We start from the raw sequence: 23,162 nt of genomic DNA, 5'->3' as shown, positions 1-23,162 counted from the left end.
GTCAATTCATGGCCTCCATGGATTTGGTCAGCGACAGAATCGCCGGCCCCGCCACCACGAGCATCAACGCCGGCAGCAGCGTGAGCATCATGGCCAGCGTCATCTTTACGGTCAGCTTGCCGATGCGCTCCTTCATCGTCTGACGACGTTGCTCGCGCAAGCGGTCGCTGAACTGTTGCAACGGTTCCTGCACCGCGCCGCCGTGCTGCTCGACCTGCACGATGAGCCGCACCAGCGCGCGCAGATCGTCGTTGTCATAGACCTCGCGCAAGCGCCCCATCGACGCCTCGCGGCCGCGTCCCGATGCGTACTGACGATTGGCGGCTTCGAACTCCTTCGACAGGATCGGCAGCACTTCGCGGAAGTCGGAGACCACCACGTACAGACTCTGATCCATCGACAACCCCACGCCCTGCAACAGACGCAGCAAGTCGATAAGCAGCGGTAATTCGTCGACCAGATCGCGACGACGTTGTGCCGCCTTGCGCTGGATGTAGAACTTCGGCGCGAGCAATCCCGCGCCGGCCGCGCCAATCAGACGCAGTATCGTGCCGATGCCGCCGCCCCCCGGGAACCACAACCAGACGAGCAACGGCAGCACCACCGCCAACGCCACCCGCGAGAAGATGAACAACGACTTGGCGCGCACGCTGTCGTAGCCGCATTGCGCAAGCAGCAGACGGTCTTCCGCCGCGATCAGATTCTGGCCGAGGCGCGTTTCCGACCATTGCTTGCCGAGCGCTGCCGCCCGGTCCAGCAGCGAGCGCCAGCCACGCTGCCTGCTCCCGAGCGACTCGTCCGTCTCATCATCCGATCGCGCACGCGCGCCCGCCGGTGCCGACGCCGCACGAAGTGCCGCGAGCGCCTGCTGTTGACGATTCGCGAGCACCTGATCGATCACCCGTTCGTTGCGTCCCTGGCGCACCGCGCGCAGCAAAATGGCCGACGCCGCCAGCAGCAGACCTGCCGCGACCATCAGCAGGCCGAGCATCATCCACGTTTGCGAATCGGCCGACAGGGACGACAGGTTCATATGCGAGATCCTTGCGCTTGGCGAGGGTTAGCGGCGCAGCGCGCCGCTCACAACGATTTGGCCAGCCGGTACAACACGAATCCACCGAGGACTTCCAGCCCGAGACCGATGGCCAGCAGCTTCTGCCCGGCGCCTTCCTGAAACATCGGCTCGAAGAACTTCGGGTTGAGCAACATCAGCAACGCACTGACGACAATCGGCAACGCCGCGAGCACCCATGCCGACATGCGTGTCTCCGACGACAGCGCGAACAGCTCTGCCTGCGCCTGCTCGCGGTCGCGCATGAAGCCCGACATGCGCGCGAGAATCTGGTCGGCACGGCCGCCGAAGCGCGTCGAGAGATCGACCACCGATGCGAACAGATAGATTTCGTCCACCTGATACACGCGGGCGATCTGCTTGAGCGCCACGTCCAGCTCCACCCCGGCTTGCACCTGACGCACCGCACGCTCCAGCAATTCTCGCAACGGCAAATCGGCATTGGTCGCGGCTGACTGGAACGCGGCCGGCAGGCTGTTACCCACCGTGAGCATGCGGACCATGCCGTCGAGGAACACCGGCAACTGACGCACGATGTCGCGATGCCGCCGCGCCGCCTTGAGCCAATAGCGCAGCACCACGCCCACGGCATAGACGATCAGGATCACGATGGCCGAGAGCGGCCCCTGCCAGATCCAGAACCCGAGGGTGAGCAACACGCCGGGCACGATCAGCATGACGTAGAACGTCGAATCGGTCTGCACGCCCGCCCGCTCGAAGAAGAACTCCCACGGCAGGGACTTGCGACGCGGCGCACGCACCTCGCCGGCGGTATCGCCGCCGGCAAACCTCGGCGCGTTCTGCGCGAGTTGACGCTCAAGGAACGCGCTCGTCGCCTGCTCGCGCACGCGCTGATGTGTGCGACGCCACAGCTCCAGCCCTGCCGCGACCAGCAGCAGGGCAATACAGGCGGCCCACAGCACGAAGGGATTCATCGACGGCGTCCGAAGAAACCACCGCCGCCGCCCGAATCCGGCGGCACGTTGCCTTGCTGCGCCTGCGCGGCGGCCGCAGCATTGCGCGTCTGCTCCTTGAAGCGTTGCAGCTTGGGCGAATGCGGCTGAAGCCCCAGCGACACCCACTTGTCCTTCTCTTCGCCGTCCGGGCCGATGACCGATTCGTGGCGGAACAATTCCTGCGTGGAGATCACCGTATCGGACACGCCGGTGACTTCGGTAATGGACAGAATGCGTCGACGCCCGTTGGACAAACGGCCGATCTGCACGATGAAATCGAGCGCGCTCGTGATCTGACGGCGCAGGCTGCTCTCGCTGCCCTGGAAGCCGGCGAAGCCCGCCAGCATCTCCAGACGATAGAGACATTCGCGCGGCGAGTTGGCGTGAATCGTCGCCATCGAGCCTTCGTGCCCGGTGTTCATCGCCTGCATCATTTCCAGCACTTCCGAGCCGCGCACTTCGCCCACGATGATCCGGTCGGGACGCATCCGCAAGCTATTGCGGATCAGATCGCGAATCGTCACCTCACCGGAACCGTCGAAGCCACCCTGACGCGACTCCAGCCGCACCACGTGCGGGTGATTGAGCGAGAGTTCGGCCGTATCCTCGACCGTCACCACACGCTCGGTCGCCGGGATGAAACTCGCCAGCGCGTTGAGCAGCGACGTCTTGCCCGAGCTCGTACCGCCGGACACCAGAATGTTGCAGCGCGAGCGCACCGCCGCCTCAAGCAGCGTGTAGATCTCCTCGTTGAAGCTGCCGAGCGCCAACAGATCGGACGGCTTGAGCGGATCCTTGCGGAACTTACGGATGGAGACGACCGGCCCGTCGACCGCCAGCGGCTCGATCACGACGTTCAGACGCCCGCCGTCGGGCAAGCGCGCGTCGACCATCGGGTTCGATTCATCCAGCCGCCGCCCGATCGGCGCGAGAATGCGCCGCACGATACGCAGCAGATGCTGGTTGTCCGAGAAGCGCAGCGCTTCGCGCGCGAGCACCCCGCGACGTGAGACGTACACGTCGTTGTAGCCGTTGATCAGAATATCTTCGACGGCCGCATCGGCCAGCAAGTCCTCGATAGGACCGAAGCCGGCCAGTTCCTTCGTCAGCGCATCGGAAATCTGACGAAGCTCCGCCTCGTTGATCGGAATGCGACGCAAGCGTACGAAGCCGTCCATTTCCAGATCGACGAACTGCTGAATCGCGCTGCGGCTCCAGCGTCCGAATTCTGCGCCGAGCTCTTCGATGCGCGCGAGCAGATGTTCATGCGCCGCGGTCTTGATGTCCTGGAACTGCTGTGAATTGGCAAACGCGCGCTTGTCGTCGGCGAATTCGATGGAGTCGGTCATATCAGTGCTTTCCCATGAATCGGCCCAGCCAGCCCGACGACTGGCGTTGTGCTGCAGCGCCCGCATGTTGTGCGGAAAGCAGGCGCTCCACTAACGGTTGCAGCGCGCGGACATAGGGGTCGCCGCGCGCCGTGTCGATAATCAGCTTGCCCTGGTTGGTGGCGGAGAGCATGGCGAGCGGACGATCCGGCAGCGTGGCGAGCAACGGCACGTCGAACCGCTTGGCGATCTGGTCAGCGGCCATGCCGTAACGCGGGTCATAGCGGTTGAGCACGAGATGCAGATGACTGCGCTCGACGCCCTTTTCCTCCAGATCACGCAGCATCGACGCGAGCGAGACGATGGCCCCGACGCTCTGATCCACCACGAGCCACACCTCGTCGGCTGCTCGCACGAGGCTCGCGACGAACGCCGGATTCGAGAAGCCGCCCAGATCGGCCACGATCAGATCGAAGAACGCGCGCAGACGGTCGGTGAGCGCCAGCGCATCGGCCGCCGCAACGCTGCGCATATCGCCCAGATCGAGCGGCAGCGGCAGCACGGCAAGCCCGCTCGGCGCATGCGAGACGGCGGTGTGCACGAGGGTTTCGTCGAAGCGTCGCAGGTTCTGCACGGCTTCGGCGAAGCTGAACTGGCTTTGCGTGTTGAGATAGAGCAGCCCGTCGCCGGACGGCAGGCCGAGATCGAGCAGTGCGACGTGACCGAGCAGCGAGCCGTCGAACTTGTCGTCCTTGTTTCCCGCAGCCTTCGCAGCCTTGGCGGCGCGTTCCGCACGCTCAGGATTCGACCCTACCGAGGCCTCCTGCCCGAGCTGCGACAGATGGGCGGCGAGCGTGCTGCATCCCACCCCGATGCGCGCGCCGAGCAGCACGATGAAGCGGCCATGCCGTTGCGGTGCTGCGGCATTCGTCACGGTCGGGGTGTGATCGATCACGCGACGCACGACTTCGAGGGCTTCCTCGTGCGTCGAATGCATGTCGATGAAGTCGTGCACACCGGCACGTATGGCAGCTTTCATGCCATCGGCCCGCACCATCGAGCCGACGGCCACCAGCGGCAGCTTGGGCGCCACGCGTTTGAGCATCTGGGCAAGCTCCGAGGCCTGTGCGATGCCCCCATCGGGCGGTTCGTCGGCATGACCGGTCGGCTCACCCGAGAAGTCGAGCAACACGACTTGCGGATCGAGATCGCCGATGCGCTGCTGCAATTGCGCCGGGCGTCCGGCCTCTTGCAGCACGACGCCCTCTTCGCGCAAAGCGGCCGAGAGCCACTGTCCGTGGCCGGCATGTGCGCTGCAAAAAAGAAAGCGATGCAACTCAGTCATGGTGTCCAGTATTCGCGTCGGTGCGTTCATTTGTGCACTCCTTACTACCCCATCCCGGCTCTCGCCAGTGCCTCGTCCGATGTTGCCGTTGCGTCGTCCAACTGCATCGCGTGCGCCCTGTGCAGTCGATGCGACGTCAGCATCACTTTGAGAAACCCGGCAGTTCGCTGTCGCTTGCTACGCCCATCAGATACGCGCCCCACACTTGCCCCGGCCGCTTCTCGCGCGTGTCGCCCGGCAGCGGCAAGGCGACGTCGCGGGCCACCGGTTTGACGAGGCGCGGCGTCACGATGATGACCAGTTCCTTTTCAGTGCTGTTGTACTTCAGATTCCGGAAAAACGCGCCGATGAGCGGCAGATCGCCGAGCAGCGGCACTTTGTCGACGGCGGCGGTCGTGGTGCGCGAGATCAGCCCGCCGATGATGAAGCTTTCGCCGTCGCCGAGTTCGACCGTCGTATCGGCACGGCGGGTGGTAATCGCCGGAATCTGCGTCGACGCGATGACCACGGCGTTCGTGTAGTCGAGGTCCGACGCTTCCGGCGCGACCTTCAGTGCAATGCGATTCGGCGACAGGATCGTCGGCGTGACCGTCAGCCCGACACCAAACGACTTGTAGACGATCGTCGTCGTCCCCAGCCCGCCGGACTGCGGCACGGGCAACTCGCCGCCGGCGAGGAAGCTCGCGCTCTGTCCCGAGAGCGCCACCAGCGTCGGCGCAGCGAGCACGCGGCCCAGGCCGTTCGTCTGCAACAGATCGATCTCCGCCGAGAGGTTGAATGCGCCCCGCGTAATCGAGCCGAAGAACGAACCGAAGTTCGAGACCGACGTGCCGCCGCTGCCGAAGGCCGACGCCAACTGCGAGTTCACCCCGAAGCTGCCCGAGCCCGATTTCCTCGACGCGCTGAAGCTCGCCCCCAGTTGATTCAGAATGTTGCGATTCACTTCCACGATCTTGACATCGACCTGCACGACGCCGGTGTCGCCGACGGTAGAGCGGTCGACGACGACACCGCCTTTGCCCGTGGCATCGACGGCCGCCGCTTGCAGGCCGCTGTGTTCCATCAGCGAGCCGGCGTGGCCCTTGATGATCGCGGCGCTACCGCGCGGGTCCACGCTGGCGCCACCTGAATCGCCGAGCGCACTTTGCAGGCTGCCCTGCACATGGATTTCCCAGCGTGTCGGTTCGCCACCGCGCGGCCACGTCGACACCTGCGTCGTGCCCGCTTTCTTGCCGACGACCAGCACTGAGCCGCGCCGCCCGCCCGAGCCCTTGAGCACCACGATGTCCGCGATATCCGGGTCCGCGACGGCCACGCGCTCCAGCGCGCCGCTCACCTGCAATTCACGTTGCTCATGCACCCCCAGCGTAAGCGACCTCGCCCCGGCGCCGGACGCGCTATCGGCCGCATCGGCCATGCGCACTGCGACGGTCCCGCCACAGGCGAGCAACGCCGTAAAACACAACAACATTCCCATGACACGTCTGGCATCTCGTCTGGCAGTGCGAACCTGGCTTCTGATCATGGCGTGGCTGTATCGGTCACTGTGTCGGTGGAGCGACGTGGCCCGGATCGGCGTCGTGCCATGCCGGGGCGTCACTGGATCTGCGTGTCGATGCTTTCCGTTCGTTCGGTAAGAATTCGGTAAAACTCGGCTCAATCACTCGGTCCAATTCGTCAGTTCAGGTCAGTTCAGGTCAGTTCAGGTCAGTTCAGGTCAGTTCAGGTCAGTTCAGGTCAGTAAGCCGCCGTGGAGCGTTCCGCGCCGCGCACGACCTCGATCGTGCCGCCGCTGCTGCTGCCGCCGCCACCGGGTGCTCGCGGCGCTGCGGGGCGGCGCGTCGGCTCGCCTGCCAGGCCCGTTGTGGCGATCCCGGCGTAAGCGCGGTTTTCAGGGGTATCAAGCGCTGCCTTGGTGTCCGCCGTCAGGCCTGACTTGCTCGCGAGCACGGGCGGCGGCGGCGGGAACAGCGAAGTATCGGGACGGGTGTCGTCGGCCGGATTGCGCAACGCCAGTGTGATCTTGCCCTGCTGCGCGCCGAGCACGAGACGGTTGACGTCTTCGACCGGCACGGCCACGACGGCCGAGGTGGCGGGCATCGGCGGTTGTGCGGCTGGCGCAGGTTGCTGAGGCTGCGGCGCGCTGGCGGTCGCGGCGGCAACCGTCGAGGCGACACTCGGCGCGGCCGGCTGCGGCGTCACGTCGTCAAGCGACGCATTGCCGTAGGTCAGCACGCGCACCCGCGACGCGAGCAGGCGGGCCTGCGTGTCGTCGACGATGCCGATGGTCGGACTACCCGCCGGCTGGTTCGTCTTCATCGTGAAGAAGACGTCGACGAAATCGCCCGGACGAATGCGGTTGCTCACGCCGACGGTTTCCGTCACGGGAAGCGCCACGGCGCGCTCGCCCGGCGCGAGTTGCATGGCGAGTCCTCGGGCAAGCACGTTCTGCGTGACGGGAACACCCGCGGCGAGGGCCACGAGCGGCACACGTCCCACGACGTCGGCCGGGATGTTGAAACCCGCCGGCGTGGGGCTATCGAATTGCGCGATCTTGACGTCGTCCGCCGTAATGGGCTTGCCGGGCGAAAGCGCCCTGGCCGCCACCACGGCCGGGAAACGCTGGGTGAGCGTCTGGGTCACTGCCGAAGGCGTGGTTTGCGGCGCGGGGGCATTCGTCGTCCCCAAGCGCAATGCGAAAAGCGCCAGCACCACTCCGGCAACAACCAGCACAGCAGCGAGAATCTTGGTGGCTTTGTTCATGGCTTGGGGCCTGTCGGCCGTTCAGTCACAACTTGCGGGACGCCGGCAAACCGGCGGCATGTCAACCTTCTTGCTATGTCGCTACTTCTGCACTTCGCTACATCGAGACTTCACACGCCGTCGCACTCGCCGTCATTCACTCGCATTGCGCGGCAGCCATCTGTCAGCTACCGCCCAGCGTCGAGGTGTCGAGCGTCACGGCTGCCGTGCCCGTCACGGTCGTCGGCACCAGCGCGCCCAGCCCCGGCCAGTTCACCGTCATCGGCTGATTGAGCGTGAGCGTGACATGGACGATGCATTGCGATACGGCGCCTGCACCCGACGCCGGGCATGGATACGTGGCATCGGCCGGAAACGTCGCCGTTACCGCTGAGGCCGACGGCCACGTCAGCGTTGTGTTGATCGCGGTCGTGGCGTAGGCCTGACGCTGCGTCATCGTGCCGGCGCGCAACATCGCACGGCCTGCTTCGGAGGCGGCCTGCGTGAGCATCTGTCGGGCAAGAATATTGAGAGAGAAGGCGACGGCGACGTAGAAAGCAGGCAGCAGGATCATGAGAATGAGCATGAATTCCAGTGCCGCGACGCCGCGCATGTTCGCGCATCGCAACCCTGTCCTTGCCTGTGCCCCAGACCGCTTCATGACGATACCCCCCGTCGCGCACGGCACTCTTCGTCCGTGTCTGGCGACGCATGAACCTGCAATTTGCGCGGCGTCGCCCGCGCGTCCCATTATTACGGCGCTGCCTCCGGCAGCACTCGTTACTCCTGTCGCGTGTGAAACCTGAAACGACTTGCGAGGCTTCCGACACCGGCGAAGGGCGCCCTCACGCCCACGTCGCACCTACCTCACTACGAGCGCCGCCACAGCCAGATATGCCCCGTAAGGCAACCCGACGCGTCCCGCCCGCCACTGCAAAATTCGTCGCCATGCTTGCGAGGCAGTCACACGGTCGCGCCAACGCGCCAACGCTTTCGACCGCTTCGAGCGTCCCGCCAACAGCAGGAGCGCATGAACCCCCGCTGCCACGCTGGCCAGACACCAGACCGGCAACAGCGCCGGATAGCCAGCGACCAGTCCGATCACCGCAAACAACTTGACGTCGCCGGCGGCCATGACACCGCGCCACCAGAAAGGCAGCAGTACGATCAATCCAAGCACCGCGCCAAGCCCGTGAACCCAGACCACGTGCGCGCCGGAATGCCACGCCTGCCAGCCGATCCCCCCCAGCGCCGGTACACCGACACACAGCAGCCAGAGGTTCGGAATACGTCGCGCGATCAGATCAGTCAATACGATCGGCACGCACAACAGCCACAGCAATGTCAGCACAGCGTGTCAATGCGACGACGCCGACGTTGCTGCCGAAGTCACCGTACTGAAGGCGCTCGAAAGCACACTACTCATATTCGTGTACACCGTACCGCCGATGATCACCGCCACGATTGCGGCGAGGATGCCGTACTCCAGTGCGGTGACACCCTTTTGCCGGGACAGTCGAAGCTGCCGTCCGGTCTTGCTTGCGCGATTTGCCTGCATGATTCGCTTCCTCGCGAATACAGCATCCCACTACCCCGAATGGCATTCTGTACGACAGATGCCCTTCCCCAATCCGTCAGCACGATCCCTCGCTACAGCACGCAGACGCGAGGAACACATGCCGACTTGTTTCGGCGCGCTTCGGCGCCTTCCCGCCATGCCAATGCGTTAATGCATTAAGCGTGCATTAAGCGCCAGCCGCCGTGACCGCCGACTGAATCTTCGAGAACACCGACGAGAACGCCGTGCCCAGGTTGGTATAAACGGTGCCGCCGATGATCACCGCCACGATAGCGGCGAGGATGCCGTACTCCAGTGCCGTCACACCACGCTCGTCGCGCGCAAACAGTCGAAAACGATTACCGAGCTTCATATCACCCTCCCTCAAAAAGACGCATCAGCGCCTGTTGGCACACAGCGGGACATCACAGCGGCCCGATGGGCTGACGTGCAGTCCTGCCATATCGCTTATCAACTCTTGACTTCGGCCTCGGGCTCGTTGCGCTATAAGGCTCGCGAACCTCTTTTACGTTGTACGCCAATATTTGCCGGTCTGTTGGTACAGCCTTTGCTGCGGCGTACTATTTTTTTTCGATGCTAATTTAAACTAAATCACAAAAACTAGAGTCTTGCTTCCAATCACTCCGGCGATTGTAAAAATACGTTACACCGGTTGATCAAACAATACTCCAAAACTAAGCAAATCAGCGCTCGCGAGGGAAAACCATGATTGGTGCGGCGCCACACACCGCATCGAAATCGCCGCGGCCAACTCCAGTGCGTATTTAAATAACTATTCATCCATCTGGCACGCAGCACCCTGCGCTGCCAGCCCCAGTGTGCAAGTACACACCAGCGCTATCGCTACTTAGTTATCCCTTGGATAACCGATTCGCAAAGACGTTTCACGCCTTTACATAAAAGTACGGCTTCCTCAGCATCGCCTTCGATCCGGCATTACCCGAATGTCGTGCGCTCCTTCTATTAGTTGCGCAATGCCGACCCGCATTTACCGGCTTGTTTTTCATTTGCCTTTCGTTCCGTTACATCCCGATCACATCCCAATCGTTACGTAACGTTACCCGTAACGCCCCCCGTAACGGGAACGCCAATTCCTCTGTTTTTCGCCATTTCCCGATGGCGTTAACCCTGACTCTCCTCATCCCCTTTGCCATCCCGATCTCTCGATTCGAAAGATTCTTGTTTTCCGAAACGCAAATAAATACAGGCTTTTCAGCCGATTCGAGAAAAAACTAGAAGAGTTATTCAAACCGTGAATCTTCGGTTGGCACACCTCTTGCAGATATCCCTGCATCGCAACGCTAAAGATCACGAGGGACACCATGATCGTTGGCAATACCAAACAAACGATGCACGGCGCCGCGGCCATCTCGGCAGAGCGTCAACGCATCTCGGCAAAACAGCAAAGCGCTGCGGCCGACACCGATCGTAGAGGCGCAAGCCCAGGGAGGGGCGGTGAAGAAGGCGGTGGCGTACGCGCCACCGCCACACCGACCGAAGTGGCAAACGCTCGCAGCAGCAACACGCATTCGGCCCATGCGATGACGGGCCCCGATAGCGCAGTCGTCAACGCGCTCCTGTTCGCACTCATCGCACAACGCATGAACAACCGATTGGCTGCACAAGACGTGCTCGCCTGATTACGACAAAGACCAGAGGACTCCATCATGAAAAACATCCAACGCACCCTTCTCGCTTCCGCCGTTATCCTCGCCGTCGTCACGATGACCGGCTGCGCAAGCTCCGGCTCCGGCGGCACCAGTGGCTCGCTCGGCGATGGTGGCGGCAGCGGCACCACGGCTGGCACCGGTAGCGGCGGCGGTTCGGGCGCAGGCACCGTGCCCGACGGCTCGGGCAGCGGTAATGGCAACGGTAGCGGCAATGGCAACGGCAACGGAAATGGAAACGGCAACGGCAACGGGAATGGCAATGGCAATGGAAACGGTAACGGTGGCACTGGCGCCTCGGCCAACCCCATCGGCACCGTGGCAGCCACGGCCAGCACGGGTGTCGTAACGCAGGTCGGCAAGACGGTCAGCGATCTGGGCACGGTCGTCGGCAGCACGAACCTGCCGCTGGTCAGCTCGCAAACGCAAAGCGGCCTGGCGGGCGCCACGACCAAGACTGGCGACGCCGTGCAATCGATCGGCAACGGCCTGACGAACGGCCTGGGCAAGCTGGGTTCCGGCAACGACGTGCTCAACCCGACGCTCACCGGTGTGACAGGCGCCGTGACCAACCTCGGTCAGGCCGGTCAGCAACTCGGGAACGCCGTGGCGGGTCTCGGCCAGACCACGGGCCTCGACAAGATCGCGCCGGTAGGCAGCGTGACCACGCTGCTCGGCGGTGTCGTGAGCGCGGTCGGTGGCGCAGGCGCCGCCCTCGGCACGGGGCTGACGGACACCGTCAACAGCGCGCCGGTGCAGCAACTGACCTCGGGTCTGTCGAAGACCATCACGCCGATCACCACGGTCGTGACCAACACCACGCAAACCGTGGGCAACGCAACGGGCCTCGGCACGCCGGTGGCCGGTCTGCTGGCACAAGTCGGTGGCGGTCTGGCCGGCGTGGGCACCAAGATCGGTGGTCAGATCAACAACCCGATCGCGAAGGATCTCGGTGGCGTCGTCACCGGTGTCGGCAACACGGTGGCCAGCCTTGGCGGTCTCGTGCACGGCACGCCGACCAGCACCAACCCGCTCGCACCGCTCACCTCGGCCCTCGGCGGCCTGTCGGGTGTCGTGGGTGGCGGCACGGGCACGGGTAGCGGCCCGCTCGCCCCGGTCACGAATCTCGTCTCCGGTCTGACGGGCGCCCTCGGCGGTGCCGCAGGCGGCGCCTCGGGCAACAACCCGCTCGCCCCGGTCACGAACCTCGTCTCCGGTCTGACGGGTGCCCTCGGCGGCGCCACGGGCGGTGCCTCGGGCAGCAACCCGCTCGCCCCGGTCACGAACCTCGTCTCCGGTCTGACGGGTGCCCTCGGCGGCGCCACGGGCGGTGCCTCGGGCAGCAACCCGCTTGCCCCGGTCACGAACCTCGTCTCCGGTCTGACGGGCGCCCTCGGCGGCGTTACGGGCGGCGCAGGCGCCTCGGCAGGCTCGGGCGGCGCGTCGGCCGGCGGCAGCGCCTCGGCGTCGGGCAACGTCCTCGCCCCGGTGACCACGCTGCTCGGTTCGGTGACGGGTGCAGTCGGCGGCGCAACGTCGGGCAGCGGCAGCAACAGCGGCGGCCCGCTCGCACCGGTGACCGGCTTGCTCGGCGGCCTGCTCGGCGGCGGCAAGAAGTAATCCGGCGCGCTGAATCCACCACGCCATCACAGACGAACAGGCCACCGATCATGACCCGCGCGATTCCACCGCCAGCCTGCGACCGCCGCGATCCGGCCCTCGCTCCGATGCCCACGCATCGGACCGGGCTGGCCCGGATCCGGCTCACCCGACACGCCGCACGTACCCAACGGCATCACAGCGAGCGGCCCCGGTTTCTCAAATGGAAATAGCGGTACCTGACGGTAAGCCTCACAACGAAACGGCATCAATGCGCGGTCCCCCGCCAGCCAACATTCAGAACGACCAAGGGAGATAGACATCATGAGCAACGCACTTCAACGCACCCTCCTGGCTTCGGCCGCCATCGCAGCCATCGCCCTGACCGGCTGCTCCAGCGGCGGCGGCGGCAGCGGCGCCACCTCGGCCGGCACGACCGGCACCCCGAACGCCGTGGGCACGACCGCCGCCGGCGCCGGTGGTGTCGTGAGCTCCGCCGGCAACGTCGTGAGCGCACTCGGCGATCAGGTCGCCAGCACGCAACTGCCGCTGGTCTCGCAGCAAACGTCGCAAGGTATGGGCGGCGCGCTCAAGAGCACCGGCAACGCTGTCACCGACCTGGGCAACGGCGTGAGCGCCGGCCTGGGCCAGACAGGTACGTCGGCGGATACGGTCGGCATCACGCTCGCCAGCACGGGTCCCGCGTTGACGGATCTGGGCAAGGCCGGCGTGTCGCTCGGCAGCGGCGTCGCAGGCATCACCAAGGGCAACCCGCTCGAAGGCACGCCGGTCGACACGCTGGTCGGTGCGGTCGGCAACGTCGTAAGCACCGTGGGGCAGGCCGGTATCGCCGGCGGCGCCATCGCCAGCCAGGCCTTCACAGGCGGGCCGGTGACGCAGGTCACGAAGACGCTTTCGTCTGCGGTCAACCCGATCACCAACGTGGTCTCCGACACGACCCGCACGGTGGGTAACGCGACCGGTCTCGGCTCGCCGTTGAATGGCCTGCTGGGCACGGTCGGCGGCACGGTGGCATCGCTCGGCACGCAGATCGGCGGCACCTCGTCGAATGGCGTCGTGAAATCGCTCGGCAATACCGTCACCGCGACCGGCAACACCGTGTCGACGCTCGGCGGATTCGTCAACGGCTCGACGTCGACCGGTTCCTCGAACCCGTTCGGCTCGCTGCTCGGCGGTCTGGGTAACACCGCAGCCGGTGGCGGCAGCAGCAGCGCCAACCCGCTCGGCTCGCTGACCGGCCTGCTCGGCGGATTGGGCGGCTCCAGCGGCGGCCCGCTCGCCCCGGTCACGGGTCTGCTCGGCAGCCTCGGCGGCGCCACGGGCGGCAGCAACCCGCTCGCGCCGGTGACCGGCCTGCTCGGCGCCACGTCTGGCGGCAGCGGCAGCAGCAGCCCCCTCGCCCCCGTCACGAGCCTGCTCTCGGGCGTGACGAACAGCGCGGGCGGCAGCACCGGTGGCGCCAACGGCCTGCTCGTCATCATCCAACCGGTGACGAACCTGCTCGGCAGCGTGGCGAGCGTCGGCAAGTAACTGATGCAGTACGTGGCCCGGCGCGCCTTCGCGCCGGCCACACAACCAACAACAATCGATAAGGAGATGCCATGGCCCGCTTCATATCCGACACCGGCGTTCTGATGCGCGGTCATGGCGACGCCGCCCCGCAAGTCTCCGAACCCTCGGCAATGCGCGACACCAGCAATGGTTACGCCGGCAGCCACAGCCATAACACGTACGGTGCCGACACCGGCACCGCTTCCGGCGCCACCCTGGCATCTGCCCCCACGCATTCGGCAAATGGCGCGAACGGGATGCATGGGACGAATGGCACGAATGGAACGCACGGCACCATGAGCGACCGACACACGAACCGTAACGATCTCGTCGCCGGTATCGTCCGCTCACTCGGACGCCGGCTCGCCGTGTACACCGCGCTCTATCACGCGGCGCTGGCCGAACAGCTCGGTCTGAACGTCACCGATCTGAACGCGCTCGACCTGATTCTCGAACTCGAATCGATTACCGCCGGACAACTCGCCGAACTCATGGGTGTGAGCTCCGGCGGCATCACCACCGTCATCGACCGGCTGGAGCGTGCCGGCTTCGTCGAGCGCGAGAAAAACCCGCACGACCGCCGCATGGTGATGATTCACCCGATTCAGGAGCGCTGCGCGCAGATCGAGCAATTCCTGTCGTCGGTGTCGCGCGAACTCACGGCGGTGAGCGCTGCGTACGATCAAAGCGAACTCGCCGCCATTCACGATTTTCTGGTGCAGAGCATTCGCACACTCAAGAGCGAGACGTTCCGCCTGCGCTTCGAAGCGGATCAGGACATTGCCGGTCTGGTCTCGAACGCACGCAACACGTCGCCCAAGACCTGAGCCGGATCGACGCGCGCCGGACATCGGTCCGGCAAACGCGCGCTGCACGAGCGATAACCGCTATGACCGCTGTGACCGCATGACGGCCCGCCGTCTGCCCCACCGAGGAGAGATGTCATGACGAACTTTCTGCGTCCCACGTTGCTCACTGCGTTGATTGTCGGCGTGATGGGCGTCACCGGTTGCTCCAGCTCGGGCGGCGGCAGCGGCGCAACCGGCGACACGCCGACGAATCCGAACAACCCCAACAATCCCAATACGCCGACGAACCCGACCAATCCGACGAACCCATCCACGAGCAGCAACGGTGTGGTCAGCTCGGTGGGCTCGGTCGTGAGCGCCGTCGGCAATCAGGTCTCCGGCACGACGATTCCGGGGGTATCGCCGCAAGTCACCCAAGGCGTCGGCGGCGCGGTTGTGCAGACCGGTAACGCCGTCACTGATCTCGGCAAGGGCATCGGCGACGGCCTCGGTCAGCTCGGCAAGACCGGCGCAAACCCCGTCGGCACCACGCTTGCCAGCACCGGCGGTGTCGTCTCGGATCTCGGTAACGCGGCGAAGTCGCTCGGTAGCGGCGTCGCAGGTATCGGCAACAGCGGCCCGCTCGCGAATACACCGGTGAGCACGCTCACGAATGCGCTCGGTCAGGTTGTCGTCACCGTCGGTCAGGGCGGCGTGACGGGCGGTCAGGCGCTCACGCAGGCATTGACCAGCCCACAGGTCGTGCAAGCCACCGCAGCGCTATCGTCGGCCATCACGCCGATCACGAGCACGCTGGTCACGACAACGCAGACGGTCGGCAACACCACCGGCCTCGGCGCGCCGGTCGCCGGTCTGCTCGGCACCCTCGGCGGCGCATTGAACGCCACCGGCGCGCAAGTAAAGGCGAGCGCCCCGAACGCCGTCGTCGCCAGTCTCGCCAATCCGTTGACGGCACTCGGCAATACCGTGACCAGCGCCGGCGGACTGCTCACGGGCAGCACCGGCACGACGTCACCCAATGCGCTGGGCAACATTCTGGCGAACGTCGGCAACACCACCGCGACGCCCACGACGGCCACCGGCAACAATCCGCTTGGCGCCCTCACCGGACTGCTTGGCGGCCTGGGTGGATCGACCGGAGCATCGGGCAATCCGCTGGGGACTGTGACGGGATTGCTCGGCGGCGTGACGAATGGCTCGGGATCATCCGGCAGCAATCCGTTGGGGGCCGTCACCGGTCTGCTCGGCGGTGTGACGAGCGCCGCGGGCGGTGCAGGAGGTACGGGAGGTACGGGCACGAGTAACCCGCTCGCACCTGTCACCAGCTTGTTGAGCACTGTCACGACACCGCTGACGTCGATTGCGAGCACGGGCTCAGGCGGGACCAGCGGCGCGGGGGGATTGCTTGCCCCGGTGACCGGATTGCTCGGAGGATTGGGCAAGTAATATCGATCGCGCACCGATCACGCAAGTCGAAGGATCGCGAGGGGGAACCGCTATCGGCGTGCAGGCGTCGAGTGCGGCGTAAGACGGCAACGCCCGGACAGTGAAGCGACACTGTCCGGGCGTTGCCGTTTTCGATCGTTTTTTTACGTCGCATTCGATCCGTTTTCGTACCGTCTTCGCGCCATGAGCACTCACTTCCCGCGCGCGTGCAAACCGTGGCGAATGAGCCATATTTGATTTCCGCCGGCAAACACGTCGATCAGAATCGATCGCCCTCTCCACCACGATGCTTCGCGCTCCGGCCACAAGCCGGGAGCGTGACACGTGGTGGTTTTTCACCATCGCATCGATGACTTCCATGCAGATTTCGACTGGCGCCCTCAGACCGACGATTTACGCTTCCCTGCTCACTGCCCGCGCCGCAAACGAACCGCACGCGCCGGCAGCCCCCACTTTCAACACACCACGAAAAGCGTCTGAAACGCTCGCCCACACGACCGACAGCACCGAACCATGGGCCGGTCATACTCGCCAGATTAGCGAGCGTCGCCTCGCAGACGATCAATGGCGACGCACGCTACAGAACATGGGCGCGCTCCCGGACAGCGCCCCGTTGTCGGATCGCCCTCACCCGCTGAACGATCGCCTGCACAAGCTGACGCAAGTGTGGCTGGATGTGCTGAAAAATTCGTCGTTCAGATCCGGCGACAGAGTTCGCACTGAATTCGATTCGTTATCCGAATCAATTCGCCGACAACAGGCGGACGTCTACAGGAACGTCGTCGCACAGATGACGCCGCTCGTAGGCCCGGACGCCGCACATGACTCGGCGCAAGAGACGTCGAAACTCGTTGCCATCGCACGCCGAGTCGATGAAATCGACGCGTGGATCGCGTCGCGAGAGGGACGGCGGACACCGTCGGATTTGCTCGAACAACGTAACGTAATGGCAGCGGCTCTGGTGAATCATGATGTCTATTTCGACGAAGCCGTGCCCCACATCCTTCCTGCACGGGTGCAGCGTCTGCGCAGTTACGACAGGAACGGGCCAGGGCAATCGGGCTATTTCGGTGCCGTCTATACCGATTCACTCGGCGACAAAATCATCGTGGCGAATCGCGGCACGGAAATGGGGATTTCGGGACGTTCCGGCATCGACTGGCAGCAGAACATCCGCCAGGCATTCGGATTCTCCTCAGCACAGTACGACGAAGCCATGAACATGGCGAAATCTCTGGCTCGGGAACACTCGCCGTCGAAATTGATATTCACAGGGCATTCGTTAGGGGGAGGTCTTGCCTCGGCACAAACATCGGTCGTTCCCGGCGCTAATGGCCTGACATTCGACACCGCAGGCCTTCACAACCGCACGGTGGCCCGGCATTCAGCCATGCCCGCATCGACACGAGTCAAGGCTTACCACGTCAATGGCGAAGCCTTGTCGGTGGTGCAGGAAGCGATCCAAGGCGCCGAGTCTCTGGCCCGACGCACGCCACTCCTCGGCAGGGCCATGACGTGGGCCGGGCGCATGGCCCTGCCCCGCCCCGTGGGTGAGCGTATCGGCGTCCCCCCCGCCTCACGACAACCGTCCAATGCCGGACCTGCCGCAGAACCTTATTCGGGAGACAACGTTGCGCCGCCGGCCGGCGTCCGCGGCGCCATTCAGAAGCACTCGATGGCGCAGATGATTCACTCGCTGTTCGATCAGCTGCCGAAAAAGCGCTTATCCCGCGAGGACCTGGCCTTGCCCGGTTTCACAACGTAACCCGGCACCTGAGACGTCAAAGCCCCGGACGACGACGCCGTCCGGGGCTTTGCTGTGACGACCGGAAAAGTCTTATTGCTCGCGAATCCAGGTCTGCGTGCGACCGATCAGCGAGATGCCGATGAAGCCGCGCACATCGAGCTTCTTGCCGCCATCGATCACGGTCAGCTTGCACTTGTAATCCTTGCCGTTCTCGGGATCGAGAATGTAGCCGCCGGAATACTCGTCGCCGTCTTTCTTGATGCCGCGAATGATCTGCATGCCGAGCATCTTCTGCCCCTTGCGGGCATCCGTGCATTTATCGCAAATCCGCTCGGGATCATCGTTAGCGCCGAGGCCCTTCGTGATCACGCCGACGTACTCGCCGTCTTTCTCCGAGATCGTGACGAGGGCTTTCGGCTTGCCCGTACTGTCGTCGATGGTCTTCCACACGCCGACCGGCGAGTTCTCGTCGGCCGCCAGCGCAGCCTTCGCCACACCACCCAGCAACGCCACCGCGACGAGCGCGTGAGCGCCCAGACGTCGCCACGACGTCGCGTTCGAAATCTGCATCATGATTGTCATCCTCCCAGATACGGAATTGATTGTCGTAGGACTCACCCTGCGCACAGCATCGGCGTCACAACGGCTGAAACGCCGGGTTTTCGCGCGTGAGTCGCTTTGAAGATTACGCCAAAGGCGTGACGCCGTGCTGAGGAAGTCCTCTAGCTTGTGCGGGCCGGTTCGGGTGCCCGTACCGGTTTCGGCGTCACACGATCCGTGGGGAGAAGAGATTACTGCTCGCGAATCCAGGTCTGGGTGCGACCTAGCAGGGAGATGCCGAAATAGCCTCGAACTTCGAGCTTCTTGCCACCGTCGACGACCCGCATCTTGCAGCCGTATTCGCTACCGCTGTCCGGATCAAGAATTTTCCCACCGACGTATTCGTCGCTGTCGGCGTCCCTGTGCAATCCGCGAATGATTTGCAGCCCCTGAAGCTTCTTGCCGCGGCGCCAGTCGGTGCATTCGGTGCAACGGCGCTCCAGTCCGTCGGGCCGTCCAAGACTCCTGGTCAGCGCACCGACGATTTCGCCGTCTTTCTCGGAGATAGTGATGAGCGCCTTCGGATCGCCGGTCTCATCGACGATCCGCCAGACGCCCACTGGCGACGGCATGTCCGTGGACGCCATGGCGACGAGCGCATGGCCCGTCAGCATGGCTGCTACACACAGGCGTCGCCAGGACACCACATTCAGAATCGCATTCAAGATTGCTACCGGATACGAGGGATGACGCAAAGGCCGACAGAGACGGAAATTACAGCGGTGGCAATGCAATCGCCGTGAGACGCCACTGCACGAGGTTACGGCGTGTGAGCGTGAACGTCACCACCCGCTCGGGACGATCGCTGCGCGAGACATGCACGAGGAAGTGGTTGAAGTCCTGGAACTCGGTACGCGTTGTCGTGCGCGCGGTATTGGGCGCCGACTGGCGCTCGGGCGATGTCGCCGCGCCGCTGTTCGTCTGCGGTGCCGGCGCGGCCGGCGGTGCGCTCGCCTCGGCCTGTGGCGGTATCACGTCGCGCGGCTCGGGGGCGCCCGGTGCGGGTGGCAACCCCGTGCTGTCGCCGCGTAGCATGGCAGCGACCGCCTCCGGCGTGAGCAGCGCCTCCACCACACGATCCGACACCCAGCCGCCGAGGGCCAGTGCCAGCGCGCCGAAAGCGTTACCGCGTTGTTTGTCCATCTGACGCGAAAGCTCGTCGTGCAAGCTCGTTTTCAGGCTTTCACGCACGGCCGGGTAATCGACATACGAAGAAAGCGCGGTCGCGTCACGCGCATTGGCCGCGTCGCGGGCTCGCCACAAGGTGTAATACGGCGTACCGAAGAGCAGGCCGAGTACCACGACCAGTGCCAGCACAACCACAGAAAGCTTACGCATTGCAAGACTCCGACAATCGAAACAGCGCATGGTAGGCGACGTACGACAACACGCCCCCATCGGCTTACATTGCTTTACAAATCTTTACAGCACACAAGCTGACGCCCTTTTAATCTCGAAGCGTAGCCGCAATCGTGCGTGATTGTCATGACAGACCCAAGTCCCTCGCCTACCCGGCAGATGCGACTTGCGCGCGACGGGCGGCAATTCAGGGCAGTTCTACCGACAAGGAGGTGGCACCATGCGTCACACCCGACTTGTCCGGATGCTATGTGTCGTCATGCTGGCCGGTGCGTCTCTGGGCGCCACGGCCCAATCGTCGTCGAACAGCCGTTTTTTCCAGGGCTGGTTCGCGCAAGGTGCCGAACGTCCGAACGGGCGCGGCGATAACCATGGCGGCGCACGGTCTGGACCGTCTCGGCCGCAACCCCAGGAAGTGCGGCCTCAAGGCGATCTGCGCGGCGATATTTACAACCACATCCGCGAACAGCGGCAGCCGCCCCCGCCTCCGCCCCCTTCGGACTCGCGTCAGCGAGGACGAGGGGACCGTGGGGACCGCGGGCGCTAACGGTCGCTGGAGAGGTTGCAGGCCGCCCCAAGGGTCGAACGAGAATCACCCGAGGGCCAACCCGAGGTGTCCGGGTTGCCCTCAGCGCCAATCACCTCATCAGGTCAGCGACGTATCCACTACACGCCGGGGCGCTTCGAGATATTCCAGCGACTGCATCTCGACGAGACGCGATACCGTCCGCGTGAATTCGTTGGCCAGCGTGCCTTCCGTGTACAACTCCTCGGCGGGCACTTCGGCCGACATCAGCAACTTGACCTTGTGGTCGTAGAAGACGTCGACGAGCCACGTGAAACGACGCGCTTCCGACGCCATGCGCGGCGTCATCTTCGGTACGTCGGAGAGCACTACCGTGTGGAAGCGGTTCGCCAGTTCCAGATAATCGTTCTGCGAGCGCGGCCCACCGCACAGCGTGTGGAAGTCGAACCACACGACACCACCCGCACGGCGCAGCGCCTTCAATTCGCGTTGCTCGATATGCAGCAACGGGCTCTCGTCCGGCACACCGGCAATCTCGCTGAACGCTGCACGCAACGCACGGTTCGCCTCATTGCCCAGCGGGTAGTGATAGACCTGCACCTGCGCCAGCGTACGACGCCGGTAGTCGATACCCGCGTCGACGTTGAGCACGTCGAGCTTCTCTTCGAGCAAACGGATGGCAGGCAACACGCGGTCGCGGTGCAGGCCATCGGGGTACAGCGTGTCGGGACGGTAATTCGACGTCATCACGAACTGCACACCGTTCTTGAACAGCTCGGCGAGCAAGCGGTGCAGGATCATGGCATCGGCCACGTCGGACACGTGAAATTCGTCGAAACAGATCAGGCGATAGCGTTTCGCGATGCGCTTGGCCAGCTCGTCCAGCGGATCGGGCAATCCCTTGAGCGCCTGCAACTGATGGTGCACTTCGCGCATGAACTCGTGGAAGTGCAGACGTGTCTTGCGCTGCAACGGCACCACCGAGTAGAAGCTGTCCATCAGGAAGCTCTTGCCGCGCCCCACCCCGCCCCACAGATACACGCCCTTGGGCAGATCGGGGTGAACGAGCCACTTCTTGAGCGCGTTCGAGCGCCTCGACTTGTAAGCTGCCCACTCGTCGTAGCATTGCTGCAAACGCTCGACGGCGCGCTCCTGTGCCTCATCGGGCTTGTAGCCGCGCGCGGCCAATTCTTGTTGGTAGTATTCGCGAACGTTCATGCAGTGCGGCGACGAACCCGCGCCGGGGGGCATAGGAAATCAGGAAAAAACAAAGGCGAGTTGCCTCGCCTTTGTTCGTACAGGTAAGCGAAAAGCGGCTTACTTGTTCAGTGCACGCTTCTCGACATCGAGGGCGGCTTCACGCATCACTTCCGACAGCGACGGGTGCGGATGGCAGATACGGCCGATGTCTTCCGACGCCGCCTTGAACTCCATCGCCACGACAGCTTCGGCGATCAGGTCCGACGCGTTCAGGCCGATCACGTGCACGCCGAGGATTTCGTCGGTCTTGGCGTCTGCCAGTACCTTCACGAAACCATCCGACGAGCCCATGCCCAGCGCACGGCCGTTGGCCGCGAACGGGAACTGACCCGGCTTGAACTCACGGCCTTCGGCCTTCAGTTGCTGCTCGGTCTTGCCGACCCATGCGATTTCCGGCGAGGTGTAGATCACCCACGGAATGCAGTTGTAGTCGATGTGCGGCTTCTGACCGGCGATGACTTCGGCCACCAGCACGCCTTCGTCTTCGGCCTTGTGCGCGAGCATCGGGCCACGCACCACGTCACCGATCGCGTACACGTTCGGCAGCTTGGTACGGCAGTGGTCGTCCACGGGGATGAAGCCGCGCTCGTCGGTCGCGAGACCGATGTTGCCCAGACCCAGATTGTCCGTGTTCGGCACGCGACCGACCGACACGATCAGGCGATCGACTTCGAGCGTGTGCTCCTTGCCGTCCTTGTCCGTGTAGTTGATCGTGACGTTGTTCTTGCTGGCCTTCACTTCGCCGACCTTCACGCCGACGTTGATGTCCAGACCTTGCTTCTTGAATTGCTTCTGCGCTTCCTTGGCGACGCCCGCATCGGCGGCAGCCAGGAATTCCGGCATGGCTTCGAGCACCGTGACTTCGGCACCCAGACGACGCCACACCGAACCCAGTTCCAGACCGATCACGCCAGCGCCGATCACGCCCAGCTTCTTCGGCACGGTGTCAAACGAGAGCGCACCTTCGTTATCCGAGATGAGCTTGTTGTCGACCGGCATGCCCGGCAGGTGACGGGCCTTCGAACCCGTGGCGATGATCACGTTCTTGGCAGTGACCACTTCCTTCGGATCTTCCGGCTTCGGCGGCGTCACTTCGATCTGGTAGCCACCGTCGCTCTTGGCCTTGAGTTCACCATGGCCCTTGAGCCACGTGATCTTGTTCTTCTTGAACAGGAACTCGATACCGCCTGTCATCTTGTCGACGATGCCTTGCTTGCGCGTGAGCATCTTTGCGATGTCGATCTTGACATCCGACGTGGTGATACCGTGATCGGCCAGGTGATGACCGACCTTTTCGAACTCTTCCGACGACGCGAGCAATGCCTTCGACGGAATGCAACCGACGTTCAGGCACGTACCGCCCAGCACCATCTTGCCGGCCGGATTGGTCCACTTTTCGACGCAAGCGACGCTGAAACCGAGTTGCGCAGCGCGGATAGCGGCGATATAACCGCCGGGGCCTGCGCCGATAACGACGACATCAAATTCTTTATTTGCCATTTTGAGACTCAGTGAGGGTTGACGGCAGGGGGAGGCGCGGCACGCCGGTCACATC

At 64.1% G+C, this 23,162-nt stretch carries 21 protein-coding genes; 6 read left to right on the top strand and 15 right to left on the bottom strand.

Annotated elements, in window-relative coordinates:
• Position 1: 1 nt before the first annotated feature.
• The 10 genes from C5N93_RS18540 to C5N93_RS18495 form a co-directional block, all read right to left on the bottom strand.
• Positions 2-1,033, bottom strand: coding sequence for a type II secretion system F family protein (locus C5N93_RS18540; RefSeq protein ID WP_242560413.1), 1,032 nt, complete (start codon positions 1,031-1,033; stop codon positions 2-4).
• A gap of 47 nt (positions 1,034-1,080) precedes the next feature.
• On the bottom strand, positions 1,081-2,007 hold the full coding sequence (locus C5N93_RS18535) for a type II secretion system F family protein (protein ID WP_242560412.1): 927 nt from the start codon (positions 2,005-2,007) through the stop codon (positions 1,081-1,083).
• Positions 2,004-3,377 carry a CpaF family protein gene (locus C5N93_RS18530; RefSeq protein ID WP_242560411.1) on the bottom strand — a complete coding sequence of 458 codons (1,374 nt, stop codon included), beginning with the start codon at positions 3,375-3,377 and terminating at the stop codon, positions 2,004-2,006. Before C5N93_RS18530 ends, C5N93_RS18535 begins: the two co-directional genes overlap by 4 nt.
• 1 nt (position 3,378) lies before the next feature.
• Positions 3,379-4,731, bottom strand: coding sequence for a hypothetical protein (locus C5N93_RS18525; RefSeq protein WP_242560410.1), 1,353 nt, complete (start codon positions 4,729-4,731; stop codon positions 3,379-3,381).
• 112 nt (positions 4,732-4,843) lie between these two features.
• Positions 4,844-6,178 carry a type II and III secretion system protein family protein gene (locus C5N93_RS18520; RefSeq protein WP_242560409.1) on the bottom strand — a complete coding sequence of 445 codons (1,335 nt, stop codon included), beginning with the start codon at positions 6,176-6,178 and terminating at the stop codon, positions 4,844-4,846.
• 260 nt (positions 6,179-6,438) lie between these two features.
• A complete protein-coding gene (cpaB, locus tag C5N93_RS18515; protein WP_242560408.1) occupies positions 6,439-7,464 on the bottom strand; it encodes a Flp pilus assembly protein CpaB in 1,026 nt (341 codons plus the stop codon).
• 163 nt (positions 7,465-7,627) lie between these two features.
• The gene (locus tag C5N93_RS18510; protein ID WP_139133316.1) at positions 7,628-8,104 is read right to left on the bottom strand and encodes a TadE/TadG family type IV pilus assembly protein; all 477 of its coding nucleotides are present in this window, start codon (positions 8,102-8,104) and stop codon (positions 7,628-7,630) included.
• Positions 8,105-8,305: 201 nt separating this feature from the next.
• Complete coding sequence (locus C5N93_RS18505) at positions 8,306-8,794, bottom strand: A24 family peptidase (RefSeq protein ID WP_242560407.1); 489 nt, start codon at positions 8,792-8,794, stop codon at positions 8,306-8,308.
• A gap of 6 nt (positions 8,795-8,800) precedes the next feature.
• Positions 8,801-9,001 (bottom strand): Flp family type IVb pilin, encoded by a 201-nt coding sequence (locus tag C5N93_RS18500; protein WP_069343833.1) that lies wholly within the window; start codon positions 8,999-9,001, stop codon positions 8,801-8,803.
• A 187-nt stretch (positions 9,002-9,188) separates the two neighbouring features.
• A complete protein-coding gene (locus C5N93_RS18495) occupies positions 9,189-9,374 on the bottom strand; it encodes a Flp family type IVb pilin (RefSeq protein WP_069343832.1) in 186 nt (61 codons plus the stop codon).
• A 970-nt stretch (positions 9,375-10,344) separates the two neighbouring features.
• On the opposite strand from C5N93_RS18495, the gene C5N93_RS18490 reads away from it, so the two are divergent.
• From C5N93_RS18490 to C5N93_RS18465, 6 genes are all read left to right on the top strand, one after another.
• The gene (locus tag C5N93_RS18490; protein WP_069343831.1) at positions 10,345-10,662 is read left to right on the top strand and encodes a hypothetical protein; all 318 of its coding nucleotides are present in this window, start codon (positions 10,345-10,347) and stop codon (positions 10,660-10,662) included.
• Between the two features lie 27 nt (positions 10,663-10,689).
• A complete protein-coding gene (locus C5N93_RS18485) occupies positions 10,690-12,309 on the top strand; it encodes a collagen-like triple helix repeat-containing protein (protein WP_242560406.1) in 1,620 nt (539 codons plus the stop codon).
• A 303-nt stretch (positions 12,310-12,612) separates the two neighbouring features.
• Entirely contained in the window at positions 12,613-13,839 is a 1,227-nt protein-coding gene (locus C5N93_RS18480; RefSeq protein WP_242560405.1) for a collagen-like triple helix repeat-containing protein, read from the top strand.
• Positions 13,840-13,910: 71 nt separating this feature from the next.
• Positions 13,911-14,687: a MarR family transcriptional regulator gene (locus tag C5N93_RS18475; protein WP_242560404.1), complete on the top strand. Its 777-nt coding sequence runs from the start codon at positions 13,911-13,913 to the stop codon at positions 14,685-14,687.
• A gap of 117 nt (positions 14,688-14,804) precedes the next feature.
• Positions 14,805-16,115 (top strand): collagen-like triple helix repeat-containing protein, encoded by a 1,311-nt coding sequence (locus C5N93_RS18470; protein WP_242560403.1) that lies wholly within the window; start codon positions 14,805-14,807, stop codon positions 16,113-16,115.
• 358 nt (positions 16,116-16,473) lie between these two features.
• Positions 16,474-17,880 (top strand): hypothetical protein, encoded by a 1,407-nt coding sequence (locus tag C5N93_RS18465; protein WP_242560402.1) that lies wholly within the window; start codon positions 16,474-16,476, stop codon positions 17,878-17,880.
• 72 nt (positions 17,881-17,952) lie between these two features.
• On the opposite strand, the gene C5N93_RS18460 is transcribed toward C5N93_RS18465, so the two are convergent.
• The 5 genes from C5N93_RS18460 to lpdA all read right to left on the bottom strand — a co-directional run bounded on the left by C5N93_RS18460 (position 17,953) and on the right by lpdA (position 23,107).
• On the bottom strand, positions 17,953-18,435 hold the full coding sequence (locus C5N93_RS18460) for a DUF2147 domain-containing protein (RefSeq protein ID WP_150720518.1): 483 nt from the start codon (positions 18,433-18,435) through the stop codon (positions 17,953-17,955).
• Between the two features lie 218 nt (positions 18,436-18,653).
• Positions 18,654-19,127 carry a DUF2147 domain-containing protein gene (locus C5N93_RS18455; RefSeq protein ID WP_242560401.1) on the bottom strand — a complete coding sequence of 158 codons (474 nt, stop codon included), beginning with the start codon at positions 19,125-19,127 and terminating at the stop codon, positions 18,654-18,656.
• 49 nt (positions 19,128-19,176) lie between these two features.
• Complete coding sequence (locus C5N93_RS18450; protein WP_242560400.1) at positions 19,177-19,800, bottom strand: DUF2939 domain-containing protein; 624 nt, start codon at positions 19,798-19,800, stop codon at positions 19,177-19,179.
• Positions 19,801-20,467: 667 nt separating this feature from the next.
• Complete coding sequence (gene zapE / locus C5N93_RS18445; protein ID WP_242560399.1) at positions 20,468-21,565, bottom strand: cell division protein ZapE; 1,098 nt, start codon at positions 21,563-21,565, stop codon at positions 20,468-20,470.
• A 99-nt stretch (positions 21,566-21,664) separates the two neighbouring features.
• On the bottom strand, positions 21,665-23,107 hold the full coding sequence (gene lpdA, locus C5N93_RS18440) for a dihydrolipoyl dehydrogenase (RefSeq protein WP_242560398.1): 1,443 nt from the start codon (positions 23,105-23,107) through the stop codon (positions 21,665-21,667).
• Between the last annotated feature and the right edge of the window lie 55 nt (positions 23,108-23,162).

Origin of the sequence: Pandoraea sp. LA3, assembly GCF_022696215.1 — a bacterium.
Classification (GTDB): Bacteria; Pseudomonadota; Gammaproteobacteria; order Burkholderiales; family Burkholderiaceae; genus Pandoraea; species Pandoraea capi.
The sequence above is the reverse complement of the archived record's forward strand: the minus strand, read 5'-3'. Positions and strand labels throughout refer to the sequence as shown.

Excerpts from the sequence above, each read along its gene's own strand:
- C5N93_RS18485 (WP_242560406.1), top strand. The coding sequence starts at position 10,690 with ATGAAAAACATCCAACGCACCCTTCTCGCTTCCGCCGTTATCCTCGCC.
- zapE (WP_242560399.1), bottom strand. The coding sequence starts at position 21,565 with ATGAACGTTCGCGAATACTACCAACAAGAATTGGCCGCGCGCGGCTAC.
- C5N93_RS18520 (WP_242560409.1), bottom strand. The coding sequence starts at position 6,178 with ATGGGAATGTTGTTGTGTTTTACGGCGTTGCTCGCCTGTGGCGGGACC.
- lpdA (WP_242560398.1), bottom strand. The coding sequence starts at position 23,107 with ATGGCAAATAAAGAATTTGATGTCGTCGTTATCGGCGCAGGCCCCGGC.
- cpaB (WP_242560408.1), bottom strand. The coding sequence starts at position 7,464 with ATGAACAAAGCCACCAAGATTCTCGCTGCTGTGCTGGTTGTTGCCGGA.
- C5N93_RS18470 (WP_242560403.1), top strand. The coding sequence starts at position 14,805 with ATGACGAACTTTCTGCGTCCCACGTTGCTCACTGCGTTGATTGTCGGC.
- C5N93_RS18500 (WP_069343833.1), bottom strand. The coding sequence starts at position 9,001 with ATGCAGGCAAATCGCGCAAGCAAGACCGGACGGCAGCTTCGACTGTCC.
- C5N93_RS18495 (WP_069343832.1), bottom strand. The coding sequence starts at position 9,374 with ATGAAGCTCGGTAATCGTTTTCGACTGTTTGCGCGCGACGAGCGTGGT.
- C5N93_RS18460 (WP_150720518.1), bottom strand. The coding sequence starts at position 18,435 with ATGATGCAGATTTCGAACGCGACGTCGTGGCGACGTCTGGGCGCTCAC.
- C5N93_RS18480 (WP_242560405.1), top strand. The coding sequence starts at position 12,613 with ATGAGCAACGCACTTCAACGCACCCTCCTGGCTTCGGCCGCCATCGCA.
- C5N93_RS18540 (WP_242560413.1), bottom strand. The coding sequence starts at position 1,033 with ATGAACCTGTCGTCCCTGTCGGCCGATTCGCAAACGTGGATGATGCTC.
- C5N93_RS18530 (WP_242560411.1), bottom strand. The coding sequence starts at position 3,377 with ATGACCGACTCCATCGAATTCGCCGACGACAAGCGCGCGTTTGCCAAT.
- C5N93_RS18535 (WP_242560412.1), bottom strand. The coding sequence starts at position 2,007 with ATGAATCCCTTCGTGCTGTGGGCCGCCTGTATTGCCCTGCTGCTGGTC.
- C5N93_RS18490 (WP_069343831.1), top strand. The coding sequence starts at position 10,345 with ATGATCGTTGGCAATACCAAACAAACGATGCACGGCGCCGCGGCCATC.
- C5N93_RS18525 (WP_242560410.1), bottom strand. The coding sequence starts at position 4,731 with ATGAACGCACCGACGCGAATACTGGACACCATGACTGAGTTGCATCGC.
- C5N93_RS18475 (WP_242560404.1), top strand. The coding sequence starts at position 13,911 with ATGGCCCGCTTCATATCCGACACCGGCGTTCTGATGCGCGGTCATGGC.
- C5N93_RS18465 (WP_242560402.1), top strand. The coding sequence starts at position 16,474 with ATGCAGATTTCGACTGGCGCCCTCAGACCGACGATTTACGCTTCCCTG.
- C5N93_RS18510 (WP_139133316.1), bottom strand. The coding sequence starts at position 8,104 with ATGAAGCGGTCTGGGGCACAGGCAAGGACAGGGTTGCGATGCGCGAAC.
- C5N93_RS18450 (WP_242560400.1), bottom strand. The coding sequence starts at position 19,800 with ATGCGTAAGCTTTCTGTGGTTGTGCTGGCACTGGTCGTGGTACTCGGC.